General features: G+C 40.0%; 27 protein-coding genes and 1 tRNA gene. 12 read left to right on the plus strand and 16 right to left on the minus strand.

Annotated features, from left to right (window positions below):
* Positions 1-195: 195 nt before the first annotated feature.
* Positions 196-1,734 (plus strand): YifB family Mg chelatase-like AAA ATPase, encoded by a 1,539-nt coding sequence (locus HMPREF0766_RS13275; RefSeq protein ID WP_002998092.1) that lies wholly within the window; start codon positions 196-198, stop codon positions 1,732-1,734.
* Here HMPREF0766_RS13275 and HMPREF0766_RS13280 read toward each other — a convergent pair.
* The 5 genes from HMPREF0766_RS13280 to rsfS all read right to left on the minus strand — a co-directional run bounded on the left by HMPREF0766_RS13280 (position 1,731) and on the right by rsfS (position 6,053).
* Positions 1,731-2,159, minus strand: a complete 429-nt coding sequence (locus HMPREF0766_RS13280; RefSeq protein ID WP_002998094.1) for a hypothetical protein — start codon at positions 2,157-2,159, stop codon at positions 1,731-1,733. The genes HMPREF0766_RS13275 and HMPREF0766_RS13280 overlap by 4 nt on opposite strands.
* A 59-nt stretch (positions 2,160-2,218) precedes the next feature.
* Positions 2,219-2,845: a rhomboid family intramembrane serine protease gene (locus HMPREF0766_RS13285; RefSeq protein ID WP_002998096.1), complete on the minus strand. Its 627-nt coding sequence runs from the start codon at positions 2,843-2,845 to the stop codon at positions 2,219-2,221.
* Position 2,846: 1 nt separating this feature from the next.
* Positions 2,847-3,494, minus strand: a complete 648-nt coding sequence (locus HMPREF0766_RS13290; RefSeq protein WP_037460273.1) for a LutC/YkgG family protein — start codon at positions 3,492-3,494, stop codon at positions 2,847-2,849.
* Between the two features lie 76 nt (positions 3,495-3,570).
* Complete coding sequence (ftsH, locus tag HMPREF0766_RS13295; RefSeq protein ID WP_002998099.1) at positions 3,571-5,640, minus strand: ATP-dependent zinc metalloprotease FtsH; 2,070 nt, start codon at positions 5,638-5,640, stop codon at positions 3,571-3,573.
* Positions 5,641-5,678: 38 nt separating this feature from the next.
* Positions 5,679-6,053, minus strand: coding sequence for a ribosome silencing factor (gene rsfS, locus HMPREF0766_RS13300; protein WP_002998101.1), 375 nt, complete (start codon positions 6,051-6,053; stop codon positions 5,679-5,681).
* Between the two features lie 78 nt (positions 6,054-6,131).
* Here rsfS and HMPREF0766_RS13305 point away from each other — a divergent pair, with 78 nt between their 5' ends.
* The 4 genes from HMPREF0766_RS13305 (at position 6,132) to pfkA (ending at position 10,215) form a co-directional block, all read left to right on the plus strand.
* Complete coding sequence (locus HMPREF0766_RS13305) at positions 6,132-6,878, plus strand: biotin--[acetyl-CoA-carboxylase] ligase (RefSeq protein ID WP_002998103.1); 747 nt, start codon at positions 6,132-6,134, stop codon at positions 6,876-6,878.
* Between the two features lie 121 nt (positions 6,879-6,999).
* Complete coding sequence (locus HMPREF0766_RS13310) at positions 7,000-7,455, plus strand: protein-disulfide reductase DsbD domain-containing protein (protein WP_002998105.1); 456 nt, start codon at positions 7,000-7,002, stop codon at positions 7,453-7,455.
* Between the two features lie 85 nt (positions 7,456-7,540).
* On the plus strand, positions 7,541-9,217 hold the full coding sequence (locus HMPREF0766_RS13315; protein WP_002998106.1) for a protein-disulfide reductase DsbD family protein: 1,677 nt from the start codon (positions 7,541-7,543) through the stop codon (positions 9,215-9,217).
* Positions 9,218-9,240: 23 nt separating this feature from the next.
* A complete protein-coding gene (gene pfkA / locus HMPREF0766_RS13320; RefSeq protein WP_002998108.1) occupies positions 9,241-10,215 on the plus strand; it encodes a 6-phosphofructokinase in 975 nt (324 codons plus the stop codon).
* 34 nt (positions 10,216-10,249) lie between these two features.
* Here pfkA and HMPREF0766_RS13325 read toward each other — a convergent pair whose 3' ends face one another.
* The 5 genes from HMPREF0766_RS13325 to HMPREF0766_RS13345 form a co-directional block, all read right to left on the minus strand.
* Positions 10,250-10,693 (minus strand): hypothetical protein, encoded by a 444-nt coding sequence (locus tag HMPREF0766_RS13325; RefSeq protein WP_002998109.1) that lies wholly within the window; start codon positions 10,691-10,693, stop codon positions 10,250-10,252.
* A gap of 76 nt (positions 10,694-10,769) precedes the next feature.
* Positions 10,770-11,900, minus strand: coding sequence for a TlpA disulfide reductase family protein (locus HMPREF0766_RS13330; protein WP_002998111.1), 1,131 nt, complete (start codon positions 11,898-11,900; stop codon positions 10,770-10,772).
* 94 nt (positions 11,901-11,994) lie between these two features.
* A complete protein-coding gene (locus HMPREF0766_RS13335; protein WP_002998113.1) occupies positions 11,995-12,834 on the minus strand; it encodes a TPM domain-containing protein in 840 nt (279 codons plus the stop codon).
* A complete protein-coding gene (locus HMPREF0766_RS13340; RefSeq protein ID WP_002998115.1) occupies positions 12,834-13,268 on the minus strand; it encodes a TPM domain-containing protein in 435 nt (144 codons plus the stop codon). The genes HMPREF0766_RS13335 and HMPREF0766_RS13340 overlap by 1 nt, the downstream gene beginning before the upstream one ends.
* Before the next feature lie 70 nt (positions 13,269-13,338).
* The gene (locus HMPREF0766_RS13345; RefSeq protein ID WP_002998117.1) at positions 13,339-13,917 is read right to left on the minus strand and encodes a LemA family protein; all 579 of its coding nucleotides are present in this window, start codon (positions 13,915-13,917) and stop codon (positions 13,339-13,341) included.
* A 184-nt stretch (positions 13,918-14,101) separates the two neighbouring features.
* Here HMPREF0766_RS13345 and HMPREF0766_RS13350 point away from each other — a divergent pair, with 184 nt between their 5' ends.
* The 3 genes from HMPREF0766_RS13350 to HMPREF0766_RS13360 all read left to right on the plus strand — a co-directional run bounded on the left by HMPREF0766_RS13350 (position 14,102) and on the right by HMPREF0766_RS13360 (position 16,364).
* Positions 14,102-15,646, plus strand: a complete 1,545-nt coding sequence (locus HMPREF0766_RS13350; RefSeq protein WP_002998119.1) for an NAD(P)/FAD-dependent oxidoreductase — start codon at positions 14,102-14,104, stop codon at positions 15,644-15,646.
* A 56-nt stretch (positions 15,647-15,702) separates the two neighbouring features.
* Positions 15,703-15,775 (plus strand) — tRNA-Gly (locus HMPREF0766_RS13355).
* 232 nt (positions 15,776-16,007) lie between these two features.
* The gene (locus tag HMPREF0766_RS13360; RefSeq protein ID WP_052646423.1) at positions 16,008-16,364 is read left to right on the plus strand and encodes a PH domain-containing protein; all 357 of its coding nucleotides are present in this window, start codon (positions 16,008-16,010) and stop codon (positions 16,362-16,364) included.
* A 41-nt stretch (positions 16,365-16,405) separates the two neighbouring features.
* Here the strand turns inward: HMPREF0766_RS13360 and sufD are convergent, their stop codons facing one another.
* From sufD to sufB, 3 genes are all read right to left on the minus strand, one after another.
* Complete coding sequence (gene sufD, locus HMPREF0766_RS13365) at positions 16,406-17,710, minus strand: Fe-S cluster assembly protein SufD (RefSeq protein ID WP_236590625.1); 1,305 nt, start codon at positions 17,708-17,710, stop codon at positions 16,406-16,408.
* Between the two features lie 48 nt (positions 17,711-17,758).
* Positions 17,759-18,517: a Fe-S cluster assembly ATPase SufC gene (gene sufC, locus HMPREF0766_RS13370; protein ID WP_037460381.1), complete on the minus strand. Its 759-nt coding sequence runs from the start codon at positions 18,515-18,517 to the stop codon at positions 17,759-17,761.
* A gap of 107 nt (positions 18,518-18,624) precedes the next feature.
* A complete protein-coding gene (sufB, locus tag HMPREF0766_RS13375) occupies positions 18,625-20,076 on the minus strand; it encodes a Fe-S cluster assembly protein SufB (protein ID WP_052646429.1) in 1,452 nt (483 codons plus the stop codon).
* Between the two features lie 331 nt (positions 20,077-20,407).
* Here sufB and HMPREF0766_RS13380 point away from each other — a divergent pair, with 331 nt between their 5' ends.
* A complete protein-coding gene (locus HMPREF0766_RS13380) occupies positions 20,408-20,878 on the plus strand; it encodes an Lrp/AsnC family transcriptional regulator (protein WP_002998128.1) in 471 nt (156 codons plus the stop codon).
* Positions 20,879-20,881: 3 nt separating this feature from the next.
* A complete protein-coding gene (locus HMPREF0766_RS13385) occupies positions 20,882-21,964 on the plus strand; it encodes a DUF6695 family protein (protein WP_002998130.1) in 1,083 nt (360 codons plus the stop codon).
* On the opposite strand, the gene ung is transcribed toward HMPREF0766_RS13385, so the two are convergent.
* Positions 21,961-22,641 (minus strand): uracil-DNA glycosylase, encoded by a 681-nt coding sequence (gene ung, locus HMPREF0766_RS13390; RefSeq protein ID WP_002998132.1) that lies wholly within the window; start codon positions 22,639-22,641, stop codon positions 21,961-21,963. The two genes, HMPREF0766_RS13385 and ung, sit on opposite strands and share 4 nt — an antisense overlap.
* Before the next feature lie 100 nt (positions 22,642-22,741).
* On the opposite strand from ung, the gene HMPREF0766_RS13395 reads away from it, so the two are divergent.
* Positions 22,742-23,281 carry a tetratricopeptide repeat protein gene (locus HMPREF0766_RS13395; RefSeq protein WP_002998134.1) on the plus strand — a complete coding sequence of 180 codons (540 nt, stop codon included), beginning with the start codon at positions 22,742-22,744 and terminating at the stop codon, positions 23,279-23,281.
* Positions 23,282-23,301: 20 nt separating this feature from the next.
* On the opposite strand, the gene HMPREF0766_RS13400 is transcribed toward HMPREF0766_RS13395, so the two are convergent.
* The gene (locus HMPREF0766_RS13400; RefSeq protein WP_037460277.1) at positions 23,302-23,769 is read right to left on the minus strand and encodes a hypothetical protein; all 468 of its coding nucleotides are present in this window, start codon (positions 23,767-23,769) and stop codon (positions 23,302-23,304) included.
* Between the two features lie 184 nt (positions 23,770-23,953).
* On the opposite strand from HMPREF0766_RS13400, the gene HMPREF0766_RS13405 reads away from it, so the two are divergent.
* Positions 23,954-24,784 carry an NYN domain-containing protein gene (locus tag HMPREF0766_RS13405; RefSeq protein WP_002998138.1) on the plus strand — a complete coding sequence of 277 codons (831 nt, stop codon included), beginning with the start codon at positions 23,954-23,956 and terminating at the stop codon, positions 24,782-24,784.
* 32 nt (positions 24,785-24,816) lie between these two features.
* Here HMPREF0766_RS13405 and HMPREF0766_RS13410 read toward each other — a convergent pair whose 3' ends face one another.
* Positions 24,817-25,887, minus strand: coding sequence for a fatty acid desaturase family protein (locus tag HMPREF0766_RS13410; protein WP_002998140.1), 1,071 nt, complete (start codon positions 25,885-25,887; stop codon positions 24,817-24,819).
* Positions 25,888-25,978: the final 91 nt, after the last annotated feature.

The raw sequence follows: 25,978 nt of genomic DNA on the forward strand, positions 1-25,978 counted from the left end.
GTGTTACTTACTAAACAAGTGAAATAGCAAATCGTTTGCCAAACACCCGATTTTTAATTCATTTATGATGAAATTTCTTCCTTTTCAAAATACAAAATTTATCGATTCTCAACAAGTTTATTTTTCTAAAAGTCTCAACAGCTTGCAGTTTCATTAATGTTTTATTAACTTTAGAGAAACCACACTAACTAAATTATGCTCGTAAAAACCTATTGCAGTGCCGTTTATGGCATTCAGGCCACCACTATTACCGTTGAAGTAAATATATCTCCGGGGGTAAAGTATTATATCGTGGGCCTTCCTGACAATGCAGTCAAAGAAAGCCTTCAGCGTATTGAAACAGCTATATCTTCCAGCGGATACCGTATGCCACGACAAAAAATAGTGGTTAATCTTGCTCCGGCAGATATCCGCAAAGAAGGATCTTCATATGATCTGGCCATTGCGACTGCTATTCTTGCCGCTTCCGGGCAGATGACAGATGACAAAATGGATCAATATGTCATATTGGGAGAACTTTCGCTAGACGGGAAAATACAACCTGTCAAAGGATCGCTTCCCATAGCCGTACAGGCAGCCAAAGATGGATTCAAAGGCGTGATCCTTCCGAGAGCCAATGCCAGAGAAGCAGCTATTGTAGAAGGACTGGAGGTATTGGGAGTGGAATCATTTCAGGATGTTATTGATTTCTTTGATCAGAAGAAGATGCTGGAAGCAACTCATGTCAATATCAACGATGAATTTCTCCGGAATATTAATAACTACGATGCAGATTTTGCAGAAGTGAAAGGGCAGGAAAACATCAAGCGTGCGCTTGAGATAGCTGCAGCAGGTGGACATAATGTCATCCTTATCGGTCCGCCCGGATCAGGGAAAACTATGCTCGCCAAGCGTCTTCCTACTATATTACCACCACTCACAGTTGACGAATCATTAGAAACAACAAAAATCCACTCTGTTGCAGGTCAACTTCCTGTCACCGGATCTCTTATGACAGTAAGACCCTTTCGTGCTCCGCACCACACCATATCCGATGTTGCGTTGGTTGGCGGAGGTGCACATCCTCAACCCGGTGAGATTTCGCTTTCACACAACGGTGTTCTCTTTCTTGACGAGCTTCCTGAATTCAAACGCTCTGTACTAGAAGTTATGCGTCAGCCTTTGGAATCCCGAACGATTACCATATCCCGCGCCAGATTTTCGGTTGATTATCCCGCGAGTTTTATGCTTATCGCTGCCATGAATCCCTGTCCCTGTGGATTCTATAATCATCCGGAAAAAGAATGTATCTGTGCAAAAAATATAGTGAAGAGATATCTGAGCAAAATATCAGGCCCCTTATTAGATCGCATTGATCTGCATGTGGAGGTTACACCGGTAGATTTCAAAGAACTCTCCTCTGTCCGGATCGCAGAGAAAAGTGCCGTTATCCGCGAGCGTGTCATAAAGGCACGCCATATACAGTTACAACGCTTTGCTGATTTACAAACCATACACAGTAACGCACAAATGAGCACAAAAACAGTTCGTGAAGTATGTATGCTGGATGAAACGGGAACACAATTACTCAAAACAGCGATGGACAGACTTGGTCTGTCAGCAAGAGCCTATGACCGCATTCTGAAAGTAGCCCGTACAATAGCTGATATGGAGGAATCTGCAGATATACGAAATGAACATCTTGCAGAGGCTATTCACTTCAGAAGCCTGGATAGAGAGAACTGGGCGGGTTAGTTGTCCCGGCTTTTACGCCACTCATCCAAAGTGAGATAGTCACCACTAACCACATCCATCACCTCAATATCTCCGCAGGTAGCTTTGTTAACGTAGAAATGGTAGTAAGGTTCGTATCGTAATTCACCGTTATAGCCAGCAGTTACTGTATACACCTGTTTGCCATTGACATCTGCGCTGTCTACCATAAAAGAAATATTAGGTTTATCAGCAAATAAAGAATCCAAAACAGCTTTCTGCTCTTTGATCTCCTCTAGCTCACTTAGCTTTCTGACGACTGCCTCTACGGTACAACCATCTGATTTGGCATTATGCGCAATAGCTACATTTTTAGTTTTGGATTTATCACTTCCACCTGAACCTCCCGAATTACAGGATGACAGTAGCAATACAAAGAAAAAAGACAGGATTATGATTTTTGCCATAATAAGTGTGAATTAGATTTTACAGCTGTAAATAATGGTATAATCAAAAGATTCCGATTTTAGAACTGACGCATAAAGTGTTGTATAACATCCGGAAAGAACAGAACCGTCAACAACAATCCAGCCAGGGCACCAAAAAGATGTGCACTATGATTAATTCCGTCATTTGCTTTTCTGGAAGCCCAGTAACTGTAGCCCATAAATAGTACAGCAAACAAATAAGCTTTCATAGGAATGACAAAGAATATACCCAACTCAGCCTGAGGATCAAACAGAATATAACCAAATAATACCGCGCTTATTGCACCGGATGCACCCAGACTATAATATCCGGGATTGTTCTTTTGCTGTACAATTGTCGGTATATCACTCAGAATAAGACTTAACAGGTAAAGGATTGCAAACAAGAAATGCCCCCATACACTGATTCCCGCAAAAATAGATTCCAGTCCGAATCCAAAATAATAAAAGGTGATCATATTAAAGAGCAGGTGGCCCCAGTCTTTGTGGATAAGTCCACTGGTGAAGATCGTATAAACACGATGTTTACGGTATACACTGTAAGGATGCAACATCAATTTACCAAAAAGATGCTGATTTGAGAACAGATAAAGGCTAAGTCCGATAGTAAGTATAAAAATCACACTGGCCACAGGTGATTGTATAAAGTAGTTGATATTTTCCATGCTAAAATCTGTCCTCCAACATGAATACATATAATTCCTTCGGACCATGTGCACCCAATACCAGCATCTTCTCTATATCTGCTGTACGGCTTGGACCTGTAATAGTGGTAATCATTGTCGGGAGATGATCTCCGTATTTTTGTTTTATTCCATTAAGCGCATGTTTTACATCCATCACCAATTGGGAGGCTTTGGCAATGACGATATGTACAGGCGGATAAATGCTGAGCCGACGTCCCCCTGCATTTGCATTGGAGATCATAATACTTCCATTCCTTGCAATTAAAGCTTCGCAAGCAGTAATGCCCACCTGCGCCTGTTGAAAATTCTGATCATCTGTCATTAGCGGAAAGCCGTATTGTCCCAGGAGTTGTTTGACACTGTCTTCCCAACCATAGATTCGTGTTACATTCTGCTGCTCTGCAAATGCAATCAGATTTTCAATCAGGTTAATCTCTCCGTCGCAATACACAAACTTTCCTGATATAGCAGTAAATTCCCGCGCAAAGGTTACATCCAAAGACTCTTCCTCGTCTTTGTACAACGGTGAGTCTTCAAAGTCAGGATGGGGATTTTCTCTTTTCTGTAAAAGAGCCTGCCGAATTTTTTTCAGCATTTTTTCTTTTGCGGTCGTATTCTTGATGTTCATTTGAGAAGTATTGACGGCTATAAAAAACGATGTACCGTAAGCAAAGCTACAGTACATCGTGATCAGTTTTATTTAATTACGAATTAGGGGAATCCTGGTTTTTTTGATCAGCAATTCCTTCTGCAGACTCTTCCGGTATAGGAGGAATCGGCAATTGGGTCTGCGGCACACCGGAAGACTTTCCATTTACAAATTCGTCATAAGTTGTTCTGTTGACAAAAGGACGTTTACCCAGAATCTCTTCCAGATCAGACTGGAATAAGATTTCTTTCTCAAGAAGCTTCTCCGCAATCTTGATCAATCCTTCCTGATTGGCCAGCAACAACTCTCTTGTCCGCTCATACACTGCAGAAATCAATGTTCTTACTTCTTCATCGATAAGTTCTGCTGTCTGATCAGAATAAGGTTTCTGGAATTGAGATTCTCCTGAACTGTCTCTGAAAGATATATTACCTACTTTATGGTTCATACCATAGACAGCAGTCATAGCATATGCCAGTTTTGTAATACGCTCAAGGTCATTCTGCGCTCCGGTAGAAATACGGCCAAATGTAATGTCTTCAGCTACACGTCCACCCATAGTCATACACATACTATCCAGCAATTGCTCTGTTGTATACAGGAATTGTTCTTTTGGCAAATATTGCGCATAACCCAGTGCAGCCACTCCACGTGGAACAATAGAAACCTTTACCAAAGGATCAGCATGCTCCAAAAACCAACCTGCAATAGCATGCCCGGCTTCGTGATAAGCAACAATTTTCTTCTCTTCAGGAGAGATAATTTTATTTTTCTTTTCAAGTCCTCCGATCACACGATCTATCGCATCCTGAAAGTCCTGCATATCGATTTCTTTCTTATCCTTACGTGCCGCAATCAGGGCCGCCTCATTACACACATTTGCAATTTCGGCGCCGGCAAATCCCGGTGTCTGTGCAGATAATTTTTTGGCATCAACAGAAGCGGAAAGTTTTAATGGTTTCAGGTGAACATTGAAAATCTGCTCTCTACCGATTAAATCAGGCTTATCAATTGAAATCTGACGATCAAAACGTCCCGGACGTAACAACGCAGTATCTAATACATCAATACGGTTAGTTGCAGCAAGAATAATAACCCCCAGATTTGTTCCGAAACCATCCATTTCCACTAACAACTGATTCAACGTATTCTCACGCTCATCATTTCCGCCCATGATAGAATTTTTTCCACGGGCACGACCAATAGCATCGATCTCATCAATAAAAATAATACAAGGAGCCTTTTCTTTCGCTTGTTTGAAGAGGTCACGAACACGGGATGCACCCACGCCGACAAACATCTCTACAAAATCTGATCCCGAAAGTGAAAAGAAAGGAACCTGTGCTTCTCCTGCTACAGCTTTCGCAAGTAAGGTCTTACCTGTACCCGGAGGGCCTACCAAAAGAGCTCCTTTAGGAATTTTACCTCCCAAATTCGTGTATTTCTTAGGATTTTTCAGGAAATCTACAATTTCCATCACCTCTTGCTTGGCTTCTTCTAATCCGGCAACATCATTGAAAGTGATATTAACCTGAGATTCCTTATCGAATAATTGCGCTTTAGATTTACCGATGTTAAAAATAGCACCACCCGCACCGCCAGCTCCGCCATTCATTCTGCGCATCAGGAACAACCAGATCACGACAATAATAAGCAAAGGAAGCATAAAAGTTACGAACCAGCCTGTCCACGGATTGGAACGATCTTCGGGGATAACGCGAATTCGCCGTGCCGGATCGACATTAGCCTGAGAAACTTCCAATTTCTTCTCTAGAGCTTCAAAAGAGCCATCTGTAAAAGTATACTGCGGACCAGGAGAGTTCCCTAATTTAAGGGCATTCGGTGTTGGCGCGACATCTTTATATTTACTATCTTCTTTTAGTTTATTGGGTTTAATATATACTTCGACCTGAACTAAATCATTTTTCTTATAGCCAACGAGTTTCTCCACGTCTCCCGTATTGAGCATCTTCGACTCGAACTCGCTATAGGTAATTTGCTTTGCTGTCTCTCCGTTTAAAAAATACTGCAATCCAAAAAATCCCAAAATCATAGCGATCCATAACCACATCATATTAAACTTCGGCGGCATGGGTGTTACTTTTTTACTGGGTATTTTATTCATTATATTCTCTTGTTTGTGAAATTATGTTCTAAAATCTGTTAAGCACTTTGATAAGTCTTGACATCGGCATCTCCCCATAAATCTTCTATGCCATAATGGCTTCTTTTTTCTGTTTTGAAGATATGCACGACGACATCTACAAAGTCAATCAGAATCCATTCTCCATTTCCGTGACCTTCTTTATGCCAGGGGTCCTGACCAAATGCTTTGAAAATCTCTTCTTCGACACTTTTAGCGATCGCGTTGACCTGTGTAGTTGAGTCTGCATGGCAAATTACAAAATAATCGGAGACGGAACTGTTAATATTTCTCAAATCAAGCCGTACTATTTCATTTCCTTTTTTCTCCTGCATTCCATGAACAGCAATCTCGGCGAGCTTTGAGGATAATCCTGCATTTTTATTTTTAACCATTAAAAATTATTATAGTTTTGATCTTTTAATCCTTTAATCCTCTTTTCTGTGCAAAATAACACATTTCTGCGACTTTATATGGGTCTAAACTTAATAAAGTTGGACCGGGTGGCTTCTACAAATGATTATTTAAGAGAACAACTGTCAAATTTCAAGCCACTTGACGAGGGTTCTGCCATTATGGCAACAGAACAATTTCAGGGAAAAGGCCAAAGAGGTAATATCTGGCGATCAGAACCGGGCAAAAACCTCACCCTAAGCCTCTTACTTTACCCTTCTTTTTTAGAGGTATCCAAACAATTTTTTTTAAACGTGGCAATAAGTATTGGTATTGCAAAATGGCTACAGACCCAAACAACAGCACAAATAAGTGTAAAATGGCCAAATGACATCATGGGCAACCAAAAAAAAGTCTGCGGAATTCTTATCGAAAATCAAATTAAAAAAGATTCTTTTTCAAGTAGTATTATAGGAATGGGGATAAATATTAATCAAACTGATTTTCCTGACGAAATCAGTCATAAAGTCTGTTCTTTAAAAAAATTGCTGCAAAAACCGGACGATATTTCTATAGACAACCTTCTCCCTGAGCTTTTCTATTATTTAGAAACACAGTATGACCGGCTAAAGGCCGGAGATAACACAGAATTATTAAAGGACTATAACTCAATGCTCATGTGGCGCGGCGAAAAACACAATTTCCTCATTGATAATGTAAAGGTCGAAGGAACTATTACAGAAGTGGACGAGGATGGCCAGCTATGGGTTGATTTCGGGAAAAAGTTGGTCTCTTTTAATTTAAAAGAGATCGCATACCAGCTATAGGCAACGATAATTTTACTTTGAGATTAGTTTAAGAAAGAACTTTTAAGCTATTTTTGTACAAGGTTAATTAAACCTTTTAATGAAAGTAGTAATCATAAATAGAGATATAACATATTAAAAGATGAAAATGAAAAAATTAAGTTTATTAATCGTTGCTATATTATTTACAGTAGTGAGTACACATGCACAGATTCTGAATCCTGTTAAATGGTCCGTTGCGACAAAAAAAACAAGCAATACAGAAGCCACTGTGTATATAAAAGCCACTATTGACAAAGGGTGGCACATTTATTCTCAAAATGTTGGTGAGGGTGGTCCGGTAGCGACTTCTTTTAGCTTTACTCCCTCTAAAGACTTTACATTAGCCGGCAAAACAGTTGAGCCTACTCCAAAATCAAAATATGAAGATGCCTTTAAAATGAACGTAAAATTCTTTGAGAAAGAAGTTATTTTTGCACAAAAGGTCAAACTTAAAAAAGGACAGACAGCAGTAAAGGGTAAAGTAGAATTTATGGTTTGTGATGATTCCCGTTGTCTTCCTCCGGATGAATATGCTTTTACTGCGCAGATCAAGTAATTTAAAAAATTTAAGTTAATATGAATTTTGGCGGTAAACTCGTTTACTGCCTTTTTTTTATTTTTGATATTTCTTATCCATAAACATGAAAAAACTTCATTTTCTTTTACTTACGTTATTTCTGACATTTTCAACAGCTTCATTTGCATTGAATGTACAGGACAGCAGCACCACTGACAGCTCTGTACTCACGGAGATCCCTTCAGATCTGGAGTTTTCGGATGGTCAGGATGAAGCATCTTCTACAGATACTATTACAAAAGATACCACCAGCGTAAAGCAGATTGCACAGACTAATACAACCGACAGTAACCAGGAGAAATCTCTCTGGACCATTTTTATTGCCGGATTGGTAGGTGGATTTCTGGCTTTTCTGATGCCTTGTATCTTTCCTATGGTTCCGCTAACGGTAAGTTTTTTCACTAAGAAAGCCGGCAGCAGAGCAAAAGCGGTACAACAGGCATTGTTGTATGGGTTCTTTATTATTGTTATCTATGTTGCATTAGGAATGCTGGTCACCATTACTTTTGGTTCTGATGCACTGAATGCCTTATCAACAAACGGATTTTTTAATTTCTTCTTTTTTATTTTGCTGGTTGTTTTCGCAGCCTCCTTCTTCGGAGCATTTGAAATCACACTACCAAGCTCATTTGTCAACAAGATCGACTCCAAATCAGATAAAGGAGGTCTTATAGGTTTATTTTTCATGGCCTTCAGTCTTGCAGTGGTTTCATTCTCCTGTACAGGTCCTATTATCGGAACATTACTTGTCGATGCTGCTTCTAAAGGTGACCGTTTGGGTCCGGCAATTGGCATGTTAGGATTCTCGGTTGCACTGGCCATCCCATTTGCGTTGTTTGCCTTATTCCCGTCTCTGCTAAAGTCAATGCCAAAATCAGGCGGATGGCTGAACAGCGTCAAAGTGGTTCTGGGATTTTTGGAGCTTGCATTAGCCTTAAAGTTTCTTTCCAATGTAGATCTGGCTTATCACTGGAACTGGATTGACCGAGAAGTATTTCTGTCTCTGTGGATCGTGATATTCGGTCTTATGGGACTTTATTTAATAGGCAAGATCAAATTTTCACATGACAGTGATTTAGCTTATATGTCTGTACCGCGCACGCTGTTAGCCATAATTGTATTTTCTTTTGTTGTCTACATGGTTCCTGGATTGTGGGGGGCTCCACTGAAATCTATTTCGGCTTTCCTTCCTCCTTCCGCAACACAGGATTTTGATCTTAGTGCAGGTGTGGCAGCAGGACCTTCGGCACATGACGGTAAAGTAAAGAAATATGCGGAAATTTTCCATGAGCGTGGTACACCAAAAGGTTTTGATCCGTACTACGATTATGATCAGGCTCTTCAGACCGCAAAAGAAGTGAACAAACCTGTAATGATCGACTTTACAGGATGGAACTGTGTCAACTGCAGACAGATGGAAGCCAATGTCTGGACAGATCCGAGAGTTGCCAAGCTGTTAAAAGAACAATTCGTAATGGCAGAATTATTTGTAGACGACAAGACCGAACTGGCTCCTGAAGAACAATACGTTTCCAAATTCAGCGGTAAAAAGATTCGTACTATAGGAAATAAAAACAGTGATTTTCAGGCCTCTGCCTTCAATAGTAATTCACAACCTTTATATGTTATTGTCGATACAGAAGGCAATGTATTGGTGCCACCAAGCGGGGCGGATTACAATATTGACAGTTATATCAAATTTTTACAAAGCGGTTTAGATGCTTTTAATGCCAAAAAATAAGATTTCTTATTATCTTTGATTATATGAGTAAGATCAAAAATATTGCCGTATTAACATCAGGAGGAGATGCTCCTGGAATGAACGCTGCCATCCGTGCAGTTGTCCGCACAGGTATCTATTATAATTTAAATGTTTTTGGTATCCGTAGAGGATATGATGGAATGGTAAGTGGAGATATTATCAGTATGGATGCCAAATCCGTAGCTAATATTATCCAAAGAGGAGGAACAATACTTAAAACGGCCAGAAGTGATGAATTTCGAACAATTGAAGGTCGCCAAAAAGCATATGAAAACCTGAGAAAGCACGAAATCGATGCATTAGTCGTGATTGGCGGAGACGGGACATTCACCGGTGCTTCTAAGTTTATTGAAGAATTTGATTTTCCGGTAATGGGTTTACCGGGTACTATCGATAATGATTTATTAGGAACTGATTTTACAATTGGATACGATACAGCGATCAATACTGTTGTAGATGCTGTGGATAAAATCAGAGATACTGCAGAATCACACGATCGCCTCTTTGTCATCGAAGTAATGGGTCGTGATTCGGGTTTAATAGCTCTTCGCTCGGGAATAAGCACAGGTGCTGAAGCCGTATTAATTCCGGAAATCAAAGTGGATTATGATGCCATTATGACGCGTCTGGATAAAACACGTAAGAATAAAGCTTCCCGCATTATCATTGTTGCAGAGGGAGATCAGGAGGGTGGAATGGTTGTAGCTGATAAGATCAAGGAGAGTTTTCCTTCCTATGATGTTCGCCTTTCAATATTAGGTCATATACAACGTGGCGGATCTCCGACCTGTATGGATCGAGTATTGGCGAGTCGTGTAGGTGTGGGAGCTGTAGAAGGCCTGATCGAAGGCAGAAGAGGTGAAATGGTGGGGTTGATCCACGGAGAGGTCAAATATACCCCGTTCAGCAAAGCAATTAAACATATTGATAAAATTGATGACAATCTGACAAGAATTGTCGAAATTCTATCCCTATAAAAATAATAAAGGAGGTGCAAATACACCTCCTTTATTATTTTAAAAGTGTATTTCTATACGCGTCTGTTATCTCCGGCAGTTTGATATCCTGCCCCTCTCTCTGCAATGAATCCGCAAAATTATTTGTTTCTTCAAGAGCCTTGATATAGGCTTGTACAACATCGTCCTCTACATTGATTTCCTTGCCCTCTTTGATATCGACCTGATACCGGTTATTTACCAGTGTGACATGGCCATAAAATCTATATGCAGCAGCCTTCAAAAGGGATAGATCTTTCTGTGACAACTGATCAATCCGCGCTTCTGCGGGGAGGTTAACTTCAATAAATTCGCCATCTTTTGCCAGCTGATCAATGGGAGTATCCAATGGCAAAGCTGCCAGAGCTGCCAGATTGATAATTGCTGCTCCTTCTTTTTTTGGAGATTGGCAAGCTGAAATCACAAGGAGACTAATAAATAAGGAATAGAATATTCGCATCTAATAGGATTATGAATGAATACAAAAGGCTTTCCATAATTGAAAAGCCTTTTGTATGGTTATTATTTTGGATGTATTATTTCAAAATCTCAGAGAGCTTAGCTACTAAAGCTTCTCCTCTTAGATTGGAAGCCACAATTTTTCCCTGAGGATCCAGTAAAAAATTCTGAGGAATTCCTCGTATTGAATACAGTTCGACAACCGCCGATCCCCATCCTTTTAGGTCTGAAACATGTGGCCAGGCTTGCAGGTTATCTGCTTTAATAGCATTTACCCATGCATCTTTTTTCCCTTCCTGATCCAATGAAACACCAAGTACTGTGAAATTTTTGTCCTTAAACTGATTAAATGCTGCTACGACATTCGGGTTTTCATGTCTGCACGGACCGCACCAGCTTGCCCAGAAATCTACCAGCACATATTTACCTCTCAATGAAGAAAGTGCCAAAGGTTTCCCTGTCGTATCAGGAAGCGTAAAGTCCGGTGCTACAGATCCAACAGCCAATTTCTTCAGATCAGCGATTTTCTGTTCCAGCGCCTTTCCTTTTTTACTGTTTTTTAATTCTGCTGATAAAGACTTGAACTGAGGCTCTACAAATTCACTTACGGACTCCGGATCAAGCTTTTCTTCGAGGAGACTTAATGAAATAAAGCTGTTAGGATTCGCTTTTACATATTCATCATTTACTACCTGTTGTTTTTCAAAAATAGCCTGTGCCTTTTCCTGAAGAGCTCCTACAAACTCCTGATCATTTTTTTGCTCTGCAGTAGCTGCCATGTACTCATTATTCAAGGCTGCAAACTGTTCCTCAAAAGGCTTAATCACCTGTTTGTAAGCAACAAGATTATCATTGATCTGATTGCCACTGATTTTTGCATCCTTCAGGATTTTATCTCCTTCGATCTTCACCACTCCTTTTGAAAGGTATACAGCAGTGAGATCCGGTTGAGGAATAGACTGAGGGTCCAGTCCTTCAGGAGAAAGAACTACAAAAGCCTGAACCGGCTCTGTAACGGTACCATGAAACTTAAATTCTCCTTTTACTACCGCTGTAGAATCAAGAAAGGCCTGACCATTATCTCTATATTGGATATATGCCTTGGCTTTATCTCCTACATTGGCAAGCTTACCATGAACCGTAAAGTCCTCTTGCGCAAACACAAGCGCAGGAATAAGGCTAAGTCCTAAAAAAATCGATTTCTTCATTATAATTTAATTGTATTTGTTTAAATATCTATGTATGCTATCTATTATAACGGTTTTAAAGTATTTTCTGCGGATATCATTACAAAAAATTTTGTTACCATCTTCCGCTTGCTCCGCCACCACCGAAGCCTCCGCCACCGAAACCTCCAAATCCGCCGCCACCGCCGCCGAAGTCACCCCCGGAAGAACCGCCGCGACCACCGCCACCGCCTAACATTCCGTTCAACAGTGTCCACCATATCAGATCGTTGGCTCCGCGGCCACCTATTACACGGCCGCCGCCATTACCACCGCCGCCGCCACCTTTTCGGGCAACCAGCACAATAATGACAATGACTACAAAAATAATAATCTTTAATATGCCTCCACCTGATGGCTGTCCCTGAGTCCTGTCAGACGGATCGCTCTTGTACTCACCTTTTGTATAAGAAATCAATGCATCTGTTGCCCGATCTATTCCTGTATAGTAATCCCTTTGCCGGAATGCGGGTTTGATTTCATTTTCTATGATTCTGTAAGCTATAGCATCAGGTACTGTACCTTCTATACCGTATCCGGTCTGTATAGTCACAGCCCTGTCGCCCAAAGCAACTAACAGCAAAATACCATTATTATACTTCTTATTACCCACTCCCCATTTCTGCGCCAGTCTAACAGCGTAATCCGCAATATCGTAATCGCCGGTTGTATTCATCACCACTACAGCAATCTGTATGGAAGTAGAATCCTCAAAAGCCAGCAACTTACGTTCCAGCTCCTGTACTTGTGTACTATTTAATGTGCTTGTATAATCATTAACCAGACGATTAGGAGTTGCAGGAAAATCCTGAGCTCCTGCTCTCAACAATAGCATAAAGAAGAGCGAAAGCAGGAACATCGATCTTAAATATGCTTTTTTGATTTTAGACATATTATCTATACGTATATGAGTCATTAGTTATCACCAAAATAAACCTCATTCGGCAATTCATTGATATCATCTGAACGACGGGGGTAAAAATGCTGAAGTTTTTTCGCCACATTGTGTACACCGGCAATTAAACCATTGGTAAGTTCACCTTTCCTAAATGATTTTGCCATTAATTCCTTTGTAGACTCCCAGAAATCATCTTCTACCCGCTCGTTAATACCTGCGTCACCTATGATAGCAAAGACATGGTCGTCTGCAGCCATATAGATGAGGACACCATTTCGCTGAACGGTATTATGCATTTCCAGTTTCCCGAAATAAGATACTGCTCTTTTTATAGGGTCCTTATCTTTACACACACGTTCCATAACAATCCGTATCTCCCCGGAGGTCATATTTTCCGCCAGACTTATCGCATGAGCGATCTTTTCCTGTTCTTCGCTATTTAATATCTGCATCTGCAAGATTAAAAAAAGATGAACAAGCGGGATCTGAGATCCGGACTGTCCATCTTATGTATGATTTTCACTAAAATGATACCTGAGGAACTTTATCAGATCCCTCGGCAGCTTTAAATGTTCCTTTTGATTTAAATCCGAAGATTCCCGCCATAATATTATTCGGAAAACTTCTTACCGTTGTATTGTAATCCTGAACAGCTTCATTGAAAGCTCTTCTTTCTACAGAAATGCGATTTTCTGTTCCTTCAAGTTGCGCCTGAAGTTCCAGAAAGTTTTGATTAGCTTTCAGGTCAGGATAAGCCTCTACACTCACTAATAATCGTCCGATAGACTGAGAAAGTGCATCCTGAGTCTGTTGATAATTAGCGATTGATTCTTCTGTAAGGTTAGAAGGATCTACTGTTACAGATGTTGCTTTGGCGCGAGCCTCTACAACCGCCGTCAAGGTTCCCTCCTCATGTTTTGCTGCACCTTTAACGGTATTAACCAAATTAGGGATCAAATCTGCACGACGCTGGTAGGCATTTTCGACCTGAGCCCATTTTGCTTTTACATTCTCATCTTTGGAAACCATTGTATTGTAACCGCAGGAACTGAATGATAATGCTGTGAATAAGCCCACAATTGCTACTAATAATCTTTTCATGTGTAAAGTTTTAATCTAATTAACTTTTAAATATACTAAAATGTTTTTATACCACATGGGTATAGCAAAGCACATACCAATAGCATATTTTTTACGCTTATTTAAAACACCACTCTCCCGGGATGAAATATTGTCAGTGAATCCTTATCTTTGCATCGTTTTGGGATAAAAACCCAGCCAGACCATGCAAAAAGAAATAGAATTAGCCATTGCTCCTGAGTATATACAGGATGAGGCTTATATCCTTGATAAAGGAATTAAAGAACTGCGCCTGCCGGCAGGTAGGATCAAAGGATTCAAAATAAGAAAACGCTCTATTGATGCCCGGGGCAGAAATGTTGTCTTTCGCATCCGGGTAATCTTTTTTATTGATGAAGAACCTGTTAACAGCATTTTTCACCCAACCCTCACTACTGTAAAAGACGCCAAACCTGTCATCATTATAGGTGCTGGTCCTGCAGGCTTATTTGCCGCATACAGATGTATTGAACGAGGTCTCAAACCTATCGTTATCGAACGAGGTAAGCCTGTCCGCGAACGCCGCCGCGACTTAGCTAAGATTACACGTGAAGGGGCTGTCAATCCGGAATCCAATTATTGTTTTGGTGAAGGAGGGGCCGGTACATATTCCGACGGGAAGCTCTATACCCGATCTGACAAACGCGGTGATGTGCAAAATGTCTTGCAGATTTTTGTCAACCATGGAGCGACATCAGATATTCTGGTAGACGCACGTCCGCATATCGGTACAAATAAACTACCGCATATTATTGAAGCGATGCGGGATACCATTCTTGAATATGGCGGAGAATTTATCTTTGACCAGCGTGTCACTGATATCCAAGAGTCTTTCGGCAACGTAAGGGGTGTAACACTTGCAAACGGATCACAACTAACAGCAGGGCATGTGATCCTGGCAACAGGGCATTCAGCCCGGGATATTTTCGAGCTGTTTCGTCAAAAGAACTGGTTAGTGGAAGCAAAAGCATTTGCGCTGGGTGTACGTATCGAACATCCGCAGGAAATTATTGATCAGGCACAGTACCATTGCAGCACACGTCATGAAAATCTCCCTCCGGCTTATTACAGTCTGGTAGAACAGGTGGATAACCGCGGTGTATTTTCGTTCTGTATGTGTCCCGGGGGCATAATTGCTCCTTGCGCCACGGATGAAAATGAAATCGTTGTAAACGGATGGTCTCCTTCCAGACGCAATAATCCACATGCAAATTCAGGCACAGTTACACAGATCAATCTAGAAGACGTACCCAATGCGGCCACTGACCCTTTTGCTTTATTGGATTTCCAACGTCAGATCGAGCAAAAGGCATTCCGCTTAGGCGGAGGAAATCTCGTTGCACCGGCTCAGCGTATGGTCGACTTTGTAGAGAAGAGAGTTTCTAAAGATCTGCCATCTAATTCATACAAACCGGGTACAGCAAGTGTAGATCTGGATGAAGTACTTCCGGGTTTCGTATATAAGGCTTTACGGGGAGCATTACCTGTATTTGGCAAAAAGATGAAAGGCTATTACACAAATGAGGCAATATTGGTAGGAGTCGAGTCCCGTACTTCTTCTCCCGTACGTATTCCAAGAGATAAGGAAACCTTACAGCATCCGCAGATAAAAGGACTTTATCCCTGTGGTGAAGGAGCTGGATATGCCGGTGGTATTGTTTCTGCTGCTATAGACGGGATTAACTGCGTGAATGCCATATCATTACTATAAAATTGAAATTTTATTTGTCAGAATAAAGCACAAACCGTATTTTTGCATTACCAAAAGCGAAAGTAGCTCAGTTGGTAGAGCACAACCTTGCCAAGGTTGGGGTCGCGAGTTCGAATCTCGTCTTTCGCTCAAAAGAAAGCCTTTGAAAATTTTCAAAGGCTTTCTTTTTTTTATATAATATTCTTCTTGTCTACACTTTCTTTTAAAATTTATTTTCTCTTTAGCCTTAGAATTCTTACTTTGAGATTCTAATCTATTCTAAAAACTCAGCCCTGATATGATTTTCAAAAGCAGAAAAGATCCGTTAGTCCTTGGAGTCATTTTCACATGTTGCATTACGATAATAATCTTCTTACTGATAATGTATATCAAAGAAGGAGCTACCCTGTTTCAAATCCTTATTTCTCTTATTCCTGCTTTAACAGCAATAGGGATATTACTTTGGATGACCTTCCGTATACAGTATATCATCGGGCCGGACTATATTGATTGCGTAGCCGGATTTTATAAGGAACGCATAAAAATAAATGCAATAAGGAGAATTGATACCGATACAACTATGTGGATGGGACTTAAACTTGCAGGAGCAAGAAAAGGTATCATCATTTACTACCATACATATGCGGAAATATACCTGAGCCCTGACACTTATGAACAATTTATAAGTGAATTATTAAAGGTGAACCCGGCTATAGAAATCCATAAAAAAAGCGCTTAAGAACATTCTTAAACGCTTTTTTTATGCAATCTTTATATTTCTTAGTCCCTCAACCCGGCATCTACCAGATTTTCTACATATTGACGAACTACAGGGTTAGAAAACCTTGTTGTTACATCAAACGCGAAGGCGTGTACTAAAAGCAGTCGAGCCGATTCTTCACCGATTCCCCGGGCTCTTAAATAAAACAATGCATCATTGTCAAATTGTCCCATCGTACAACCGTGAGAACATTTTACATCATCTGCAAAGATCTCCAGCTGAGGCTTGGTATATACTGTCGATTTATCACCAATCAGCATATTATTATTTTGCTGAAAAGCATTCGTTTTCTGAGCATCCTCACGAACAAAGATTTTGCCGTTAAAAACTGCTGTAGAAGTGTCCTGAGGAATATTTTTATACCATTCGTATGATTCACAATGTGGTTTCATATGATCTACGACGGTATGATTATCGACAAACTGATTATCAGCAGTCAGATTGATTCCATATAGGTGACTTTCCACATATTCAGCATCTAATCTTACATTGATATCATTACGGACAAAAGATGCTCCCGGGAAATTACAGTTATAATTATTATATAAACTATATTTTTCCTGATATACTTCTGTATGATTTAAATAATGACTTACAGATGCCGAAACCTGAAGATAGTAGTGCTGTAATTTTGCATTCTCCTGTACTACAATCTCAGTCACTTTATTCTGTACGTTTTTTGCTGAGCCGTCTAATGTGATGAATGATTCAATAATTTCAGCTTCTGCATTAGGTTCCAGTACGATCAGGTTACGGGTCTGCGTGAAGAAATCTTCAGCTCCGGTCGCTACGTGTACGATATGAATGGGCTTTTGTAATGCTTTACCTTTTGCTACATCTATATATAAACCGGATGTATACAAAGCTGTGTTCAACGCTACGAAAGGATTCTGTGTCTTATCCGCATATTGCGCAAAGTGTGCACTAAAATTACCTTCCTGAGCTGCATCATCAATAGGCTTCACAGTCAGACCGATCTCTTCTTCAAGTGAAGAAAATGCCAGTACATACTGACCGTTTACCAATATTATACGATGTGCATCAAGATCCGGAATATCCGCTTTACTGAAATCCAAACCATCAATATCCACATCCGGATTCAAAACATACGTTTTGTTTACCAGACTGTGAACATTTGTATATTTCCAATCTTCATTTTTCACGGTTGGAAAACCGACCTGACGAAATTTGTCAAAAGCATCCTGACGTAATTTAGTCAAGGCTACAGTTTCGGAAGCATTTTTCTGCTCCTGAAATCCGTCTACCAATTGTTGAAATAATGAATCTGCTATCAATGTACTCATGTTATTATCTATCCGTCTGCTTGCTACTTCATCCATCCGCTAAGATCCTCAAGCATTTTGTGTGTCTAATTCTTTTAACCAATCGTAACCTTTTTCTTCCAGTTCCAAAGCAAGTTCTTTCGGACCAGACTTTACAATACGTCCATTGTAAAGTACGTGAACGAAATCAGGCACAATATAATCTAATAAACGCTGGTAGTGTGTAATCACAACAAAAGCATTGTCTTTTGAACGCAATTGGTTAACACCGTTTGCTACAACGCGTAACGCATCAATATCCAAACCGGAATCCGTTTCATCCAGAATAGATAGTTTCGGATTCAGCATCGCGAGTTGAAATATTTCGTTACGTTTTTTCTCACCACCTGAAAAGCCTTCATTTAATGAACGGTTGGCAAGATTTGCAGAAAACTCTACTAGCTTCTGTTTTTCTTTTACCATCTGCAAGAATTCTTTAGCTTCCATCGGCGCCAGGCCTTTATAAGCGCGAATATCATTTACAGCTGTCTTCAGAAAATTAATATTTGAAACTCCCGGAATTTCTACGGGATATTGAAAAGCCAGAAACAGGCCTTCACGCGCACGGTCTTCAGGAGAAAGATCCAGTAAATCTACACCGTCCAATAAGGCAGTACCATCTGTCACTTCGTAGCTTTCACGTCCAGCCAGTACATTTCCCAATGTGCTCTTTCCTGCGCCATTAGGTCCCATAATGGCATGAACCTCTCCAGCTTTTACTTCAAGGTTTAAGCCTTTTAATATTTGTTTGTCTTCAACAGACGCATGTAAATTCTTAATACTTAACATATTCTTTATCATTTGGAGATCGGCATCATCGGTTTGGCAAATTGCTTTACTTCTGCTGACAGCTCCTTATATTTTTGTCGATATTTAATTTTATTATGATCCTGCTACTATCCAACACTTCCCTCTAAGGAAATAGCCAGTAGTTTCTGTGCTTCCACAGCAAATTCCATTGGTAATTGATTCAGCACTTCTTTGGCATAACCGTTAACAATAAGTCCTACCGCTTTCTCGGAATCAATTCCTCTTTGATTCAGATAAAATACCTGATCTTCCCCGATCTTAGAAGTAGTTGCCTCATGTTCCAATACTGCAGTTCTGTTTTTATTCTCGATATAAGGGAAGGTATGTGCTCCGCATTTGTCACCGATCAATAAAGAGTCACACTGTGTAAAATTACGTGAATTGTCCGCATTTGGACCGATCTTCACCAATCCTCTGTAACTGTTGTGGCTCTTTCCTGCTGAGATACCTTTAGAAACAATTTTAGAACGTGTATTTTTTCCTAAGTGAATCATCTTTGTGCCTGTATCAGCGACCTGCATATTACGGGTCAATGCTACAGAATAAAATTCGCCTACAGAATTATCTCCTTTGAGAATAACTCCTGGATACTTCCATGTAATAGCTGATCCGGTCTCGACCTGTGTCCAGGAAATCTTACTGTTGTCACCTTTGCATATCCCTCTTTTCGTTACGAAGTTGTAGATACCGCCTTTACCGTCTTTATCTCCGGGATACCAGTTTTGAACAGTAGAGTATTTGATCTCTGCATCTCTTTGAGCAACCAGTTCTACCACTGCAGCATGCAACTGATTTTCATCACGTGTAGGTGCAGTACATCCCTCCAGATACGAAACGTATGATCCTTCATCTGCGATAATTAGCGTACGCTCAAACTGTCCGGTATTTTGCGCATTGATACGGAAGTAAGTTGACAACTCCATAGGGCATCTGACTCCTTTTGGAATGTATACGAACGATCCGTCCGAAAATACTGCAGAATTTAATGCGGCATAAATATTATCTGTCTGAGGAACAACTGTTCCCAGGTATTCTTTAACTAATTCAGGATATTCCTGTACGGCTTCTCCAAATGAGCAGAAGATAACTCCCTGTTCTTTTAGTTTTTCACGAAATGTAGTCTTGACAGACACAGAATCAAAGACAGCATCTACCGCTACTACTCCGGCTAATATTTTTTGTTCATCCAACGGGATTCCCAATTTTGCGAAGGTAGACAGCAATTCAGGGTCGACTTCATCCAGTGAATTCAATTGTGGCTTTGCTTTAGGGGCAGCGTAATATGAAATAGCCTGAAAATCAACATCCGGGTTTCTAAAATTTTGCCAGGTTGGCATCTTTAACGTCAAAAAATGACGGAAAGCTTTCAAACGCCACTCCAATAACCATTCCGGCTCATTCTTCTTTTCAGAAATAAGTCGAACCGTATCTTCTGTCAAGCCTGTAGGAGCAATATCCATTTCAATATCGGTCGTAAAACCGTATTTATACTCCTCCTGCTCCAGCTCTTTTAAAATATCGTCATCTTTGGTACTCATATCTCTACTCTTAATCAAAATCTTCTGAGTATTATCACTCAGTTTCAAGCTACAAAGGTACGACTTTAGAACCTAAAAAAATACTTTTTAATCGGTTAGATGGCTTATTTATGACAAAAAATATGACTTCGATCACTTTTGTTCTTTATTCCCCCTCGGAACTTCATTCTAACGCAGCATAAACAATCTAAAATATTGTAAATAAACCAGTTAAATAAAAATCAAAACTTTTCACGTCAAGAATAATTGTTTATACAAAGAACTTATAACCAAATATTATTCGGATATTTTTTGTTATCTTTACATTTAATCGTAAAACTAAATTGAAAATATGCCTTTTCAGCCTGACAAAACTGACTTAAAAATTTTGAAGCTTCTTCAAGAGAACGGTCGGGTGACCAACCTGCAGTTAGCTTCAAGCATTGGCCTTTCTCCTGCTCCAACGCTGGAACGCGTACGTAAGCTGGAGAATTCCGGGTTTATAAAAAGCTATCATGCTTTTGTGGACGAAGAGAAGCTTGGGCTGGGAATCAAATCTTTTATACAGATTTCTTTAGATTTTCATACCCATAATGCAATTCCTGAATTTGTGGAAGCTGTAAAGGGAATTCCTGAAGTAACCGAATGCCACCACGTAACCGGAAATTGTGATTTTATCTTAAAAGTGTATGTAAAAGACATTAAAGCTTATGAAGCTGTCATCATGGAAAAGATATCTAAAATCCCTTTTGTAAAGACATTCCAGACGATGATGATCATGTCCACCAGTAAAAAGGAGCCTATCATCCCTTTGGAATATTAGCCTATGGATAAGACTATACCGGAGTTTAAAGATTTTGCATTGATTCTTGCCTGGCCCGATTCAACAATACGGGGCGATGAAGCGTGGATGATGTTTTTCAAAAAGATAGGAATTGTAAAAAATTTAAATTTCAAGGTCGGCCATACAGGTATTGTACTCATCAGCGCAGCCTCCGGCGAACTCTTGTACTATGATTTTGGCAGGTATATTTCTCCAAGAGGACATGGCAGAGCCCGTTCTAAAGAATCTGACCCCAGATTAGCCATCAACTTCAAAGCCCGGTTTGATGAGCATGGAAAGATCAGCAATCTGGAAAATATTGTCCATCACTTTGAATCTATGCGAGAGGATATGCAGGGATTCGGCGAATTGTATTTCTCGGTAGCGGAAGACATTAACTTTGATCAGGCTAAAAATTATGCAGATCGTATCGTTCTTCAGGGATCTACTCCTTACGGAGCAGTAGCGCGCGGTAACAACAACTGCTCCCGCTTTATTACCAGACTATTATTCAATTCCTCCCAAAAATACACATGGTTGCATTCGATTAATTTTCCGGAAACAATCAAGTCCAGTCCTATCAGTAATGTCGTAAATGCAAATCACTGCAGATCTGTCTATTCCTATAGCCCGGCAAACGGGTTAAAAAATTTCAGAATGAGCCGCTGGCAATCGTTTTTGTTCCTACTCAGCAAGCTGGCTGATAATGTCCGGAGCAAAAAAGCAGCTTTGCTGCCTGACGATCTTATCATTGGTGGAATGGAATATGACAGTAAACCCGCTTCTATTCCTGAAGAATCTCAATATCTGGGCGGAGTAGGCGAAGGCGCATGGTATGCCTTTCGCGTAATGGGAAATCAACAGATAATTGTTTCTCGCTATACGCCTACCGGGCAGTGGGAATATTCTGTAGTCGGAGTTGCCGATCCCGCTTTGGATCCGGAGCAGCCTTTTCAAATCACGTATGACAGTCATCTCCTGACAACACAAGTCATCCAGCACGGTGTGAAACTCAACATCAGACACGTGAAGAGACTTTCAAACAGCGAACTTCCATTTCCGAGGACCGCAGAACAATCGGCCTAATCAGTCGCTATCCTCCAGTCTATCGGCAATCTTCCATGATCTTTTAAATATTCATTGGCTTTGGAGAAATGTTTACAACCAAAGAAGCCACGGTATACAGACAAAGGTGAGGGATGCACTGAAGTGAGAATCAGGTGTTTGCTTTTGTCAATCAGAACAGCCTTTTTCTGAGCATAGCTACCCCATAGAATGAATACAACGTGTTCGCAGTGTTCGGAGATTTTTTGTATAATCTGATCTGTGAATAATTCCCAACCTCTTTTTTGATGCGAACCCGCCTCATGCGCCCTTACGGTAAGAGTGGCGTTAAGCAGCAACACGCCTTGTGTGGCCCATTTTGTCAGGTTGCCTGTAGCAGGATATGTAAATCCCGGAATGTCTGTCTGCAATTCTGAATAAATATTTCGCAGTGAAGGAGGAAGCGCAACGCCATCCGGCACGGAAAAAGAAAGTCCATGTGCCTGACCGTCATTGTGATAAGGATCCTGCCCCAGTATGACTACCTTAACCTGATCCAGCGGAGTCAGTTTAAATGCATTTAAAACAAGATCTTCCGGAGGGAAAATCAGGCAACGTTGCCGTTCCTGCTGTACAAATTGTGACAATGACCGCATGTAAGGTTCTTTAAAGAGCGGCTTCAAAATCACGTCCCAACTTTCATCATAACGCTTTTCCATATTTCAAATTTACAATTTTTATAATTTTATCCCGTCAACAAGTTGTACTTGCGGCTAAATTAACGGATATTTGCAATTTAAAGTACAAAATCAAAGACACATGTCAAATCTAATTCGAATTATCATCAGCTGTCTGCTGTTAGTCGGTACCGTTGTCCTATTTTGGTTTGGACAGTGGGGATGGGGAGTTTTAGGCATTCTGATCACTATACTGGCCTGGGTAACGGTATTTTTCAATGAAAATATGCTGTTAGCTCAATGGTTTATGCGTAAAGAAAAAATGGATAAAGCGGAGCAGTGGTTAAACAGAATTACAAACTATGAAAAACAACTGATCCCTGCGCAGCATGGATATTACAATATGCTAATCGGACTTATTGAATCCCGCAGAGCACCGCTACAATCTGAAAAATTCTTTAAGAAGGCGCTATCTCTGGGACTTCATATGGATCATAATGTTGCCCTTGCCAAATTGAGTCTGGCAGGCATTGCTATGGCTAAGCGTAATAAGAGGGAAGCTGAGAAATACTTACAGGAAGCGAAGAAAGCGGATAAAAATAAATTGCTGACAGAGCAGATCAAGATGATGAAAGATCAGATGGGCATGATGGACCGTCAACAAATCCGATACTCAAGATAATACAAAAAAAAGGCTGTCAGTTACAAATTGACAGCCTTTTCTATAAATTTACCAGCTTCAGCGCTGTCTTCAAAAACGAGTTTGACAGCTTTTGCTTTATTTCCCTTCGTCCAGTTATCTACCGTAATCTTAAAGGCTACCGGAACTTCATCTTCCATAAAATAGTGGAGGTAATTCTGTCTGTCGGATAGCTTGATCAATACCTTTCCCATCTGCATTGTCGAATACATATAGGTTTGCCCCTTAGTATCCAGCACTTGAGTAGCAAATGTATTCAGCTTAAATTCTCTCGGATTCTTTTGATAGGAGATTAAAAAAAGATCCAGTGTAAGTATTTTCGTCTTTGCATCTACACTTACATTTTTAACATCTACCTGAATATCATCGATTAATTCGGGAACAGTATCCGCCTCCTGGGCTGAAGACAGACCAGGAATGATCAGCATTCCCAAAAGAAGGATACAGTAACATATTATACTTTTCTTCATAACTATTATTAACGTTTTAACTCCCGCTTCATTACGCTGCGGGATGAATCACTAAAAATAGTAATTTATCACAAAAAACAACAAAACTCTGTTTCGTAAAGTATTATAGCCTGATCAATACCGGTATGCAGTATACTCAATAAATTTTTATAAATTAGAAACTATTGGGTATGGAGATAAAAGGATGTATACTACACCAATTCCATATCCTGATTCACCTGACGGATATACAGAAATGAACGATTCCAAATTTAATATCGCTGTTCTAATAGATGGAGACAATGCTCAGGCAAGTCTGATTAAAGAATTGATAGCTGAAGTGTCCAAATACGGAAAAGCGACAATAAGACGTATTTACGGAGACTGGACGAGTCCGCAAATGAATAGCTGGAAAGATATATTAAACGAATATTCAATAAATCCAATTCAAAAATTTTCTTACACTTCCGGAAAAAATTCTACGGACAGTTCCCTTATCATAGACGCTATGGATATTCTGCATGGTAAGAGTGTGGATGGCTTCTGTATTGTATCCAGTGACAGTGATTATACGGGATTAGCGAAGCGGATCAGGGAGGAGGGGCTCTTTGTAATGGGGATAGGCCGAAAGATTACGCCTATCGCATTTGTTAACTCTTGTGAGATTTTTACTTTCACAGAGAATCTGGTAGAAGTGGAAGAAATTGCCGCTATTCCTGCGGATAACAAAAAAAGGCCGGCAAGAGCTATTGCTGAAAAGATTAACAAAAAACCGGAGTCTGTTAAAATCACCAAAGCAACCTTACCCAAATCTGAAATGATCAAAATCGATAAGGCGTTCTCGATTGCAACAAATGAGGATGATGAAACTTTTATTGCCAAAATAGGACTGGCTCTACGAAAAATTGATCCTAGTTTTGATGCCCGCACCTTTGGATTCAAAAATCTTACGCAGCTATTAGACAGCCTGGATAAATATGAAATTATAAAAAATGAAGTAAACGGGTTAAATCATCCTCTTGTTAAGTTGAAATAGCATACGGGAATGTGAAAAAATTATTGCAGACACTATGCATTAATTGACATTCTATGGATGTGTCGGATATGAGACCACAAAGCCTGCCTCAGGCTTTTAAATTCGATGTAACTTATACCATGATCTTTACAGGCCTGCTTTACAAGTTTATTGATCTCCGGATAGTGTATATGGCTAATCTTGGGGAATAAATGGTGCTCGACCTGATAATTAAGCCCCCCCAATAACCAGGAAAGCAGTTTATTGCTTGTTGAAAAATTAGCTGTAGTTTCAAGCTGATGAACCATCCACTCTTCTTTTATATTTTCATGCTCCTCTACAGTAGGGAAATTGGTTTCACTAACAACATGCGCTAACTGAAATACAAATGCAAGGCAGAGACCGCAGCTCACAAAAGCAATGGCAAGACCTGTAATTCCGGCCTGCCAGCCGGCAAAACACACAGGTAATATAATGAAAATACCCAGATGAAAAACTTTGGTGACCCAAAAGATAGCTTTCTCTTTTATGGGAAAACGAAAACTTTCGCCACCTTTACTCATTGTTGCTCTGAAATATTTTTCATAATCCTGATAGAATACCCAGGCCATATACGATATAGAATAAAGCAGAATAAAGTATATATATTGAAATCTATGATACCAGCGAAAGGGCTGATCATCATGCAATCTCATAAATCTGACATCTATATCGTGGTCATGCCCCTGTACATTGGTATAAGTATGGTGAGCAATATTATGTTTTAGTTTCCAGAAGTAGATGCTTCCTCCCAATAAGTTGAGACTGTAAGAGAATACATGATTGACTTTTTTATTTGCAGAAAAAGTATCATGTCCTGCATCATGCATAATATTGAAACCAATACCAGCCAGATTACATCCGAATATAATACTTAGTATAATTCCTAACCAGGCAGGATAGGAGAAAAAAACAAGAAATACGTATATGGACAGGGCTGATACGATAAGCAAAATAGCTTTAAGAAAGAGACGAAAATCTCCAACCTTTTCTCTGGAAGTTGTACCGAAATATTGATTTACTCTGTTACGAAGATCTTTGGAAAATAATGAGCTACCATTATTTATGAATTTTATTTTTGACATCAGATAAAATACGCTCCGAATAGAGCACTGATATTAATGATCTTGTCAGAATGTAGTGTTCAAAGATAACAAAATAAAAGAGCTGAGAATG

It is taken from the genome of Sphingobacterium spiritivorum ATCC 33861, from assembly GCF_000143765.1.
Taxonomy (GTDB): Bacteria; Bacteroidota; Bacteroidia; order Sphingobacteriales; family Sphingobacteriaceae; genus Sphingobacterium; species Sphingobacterium spiritivorum.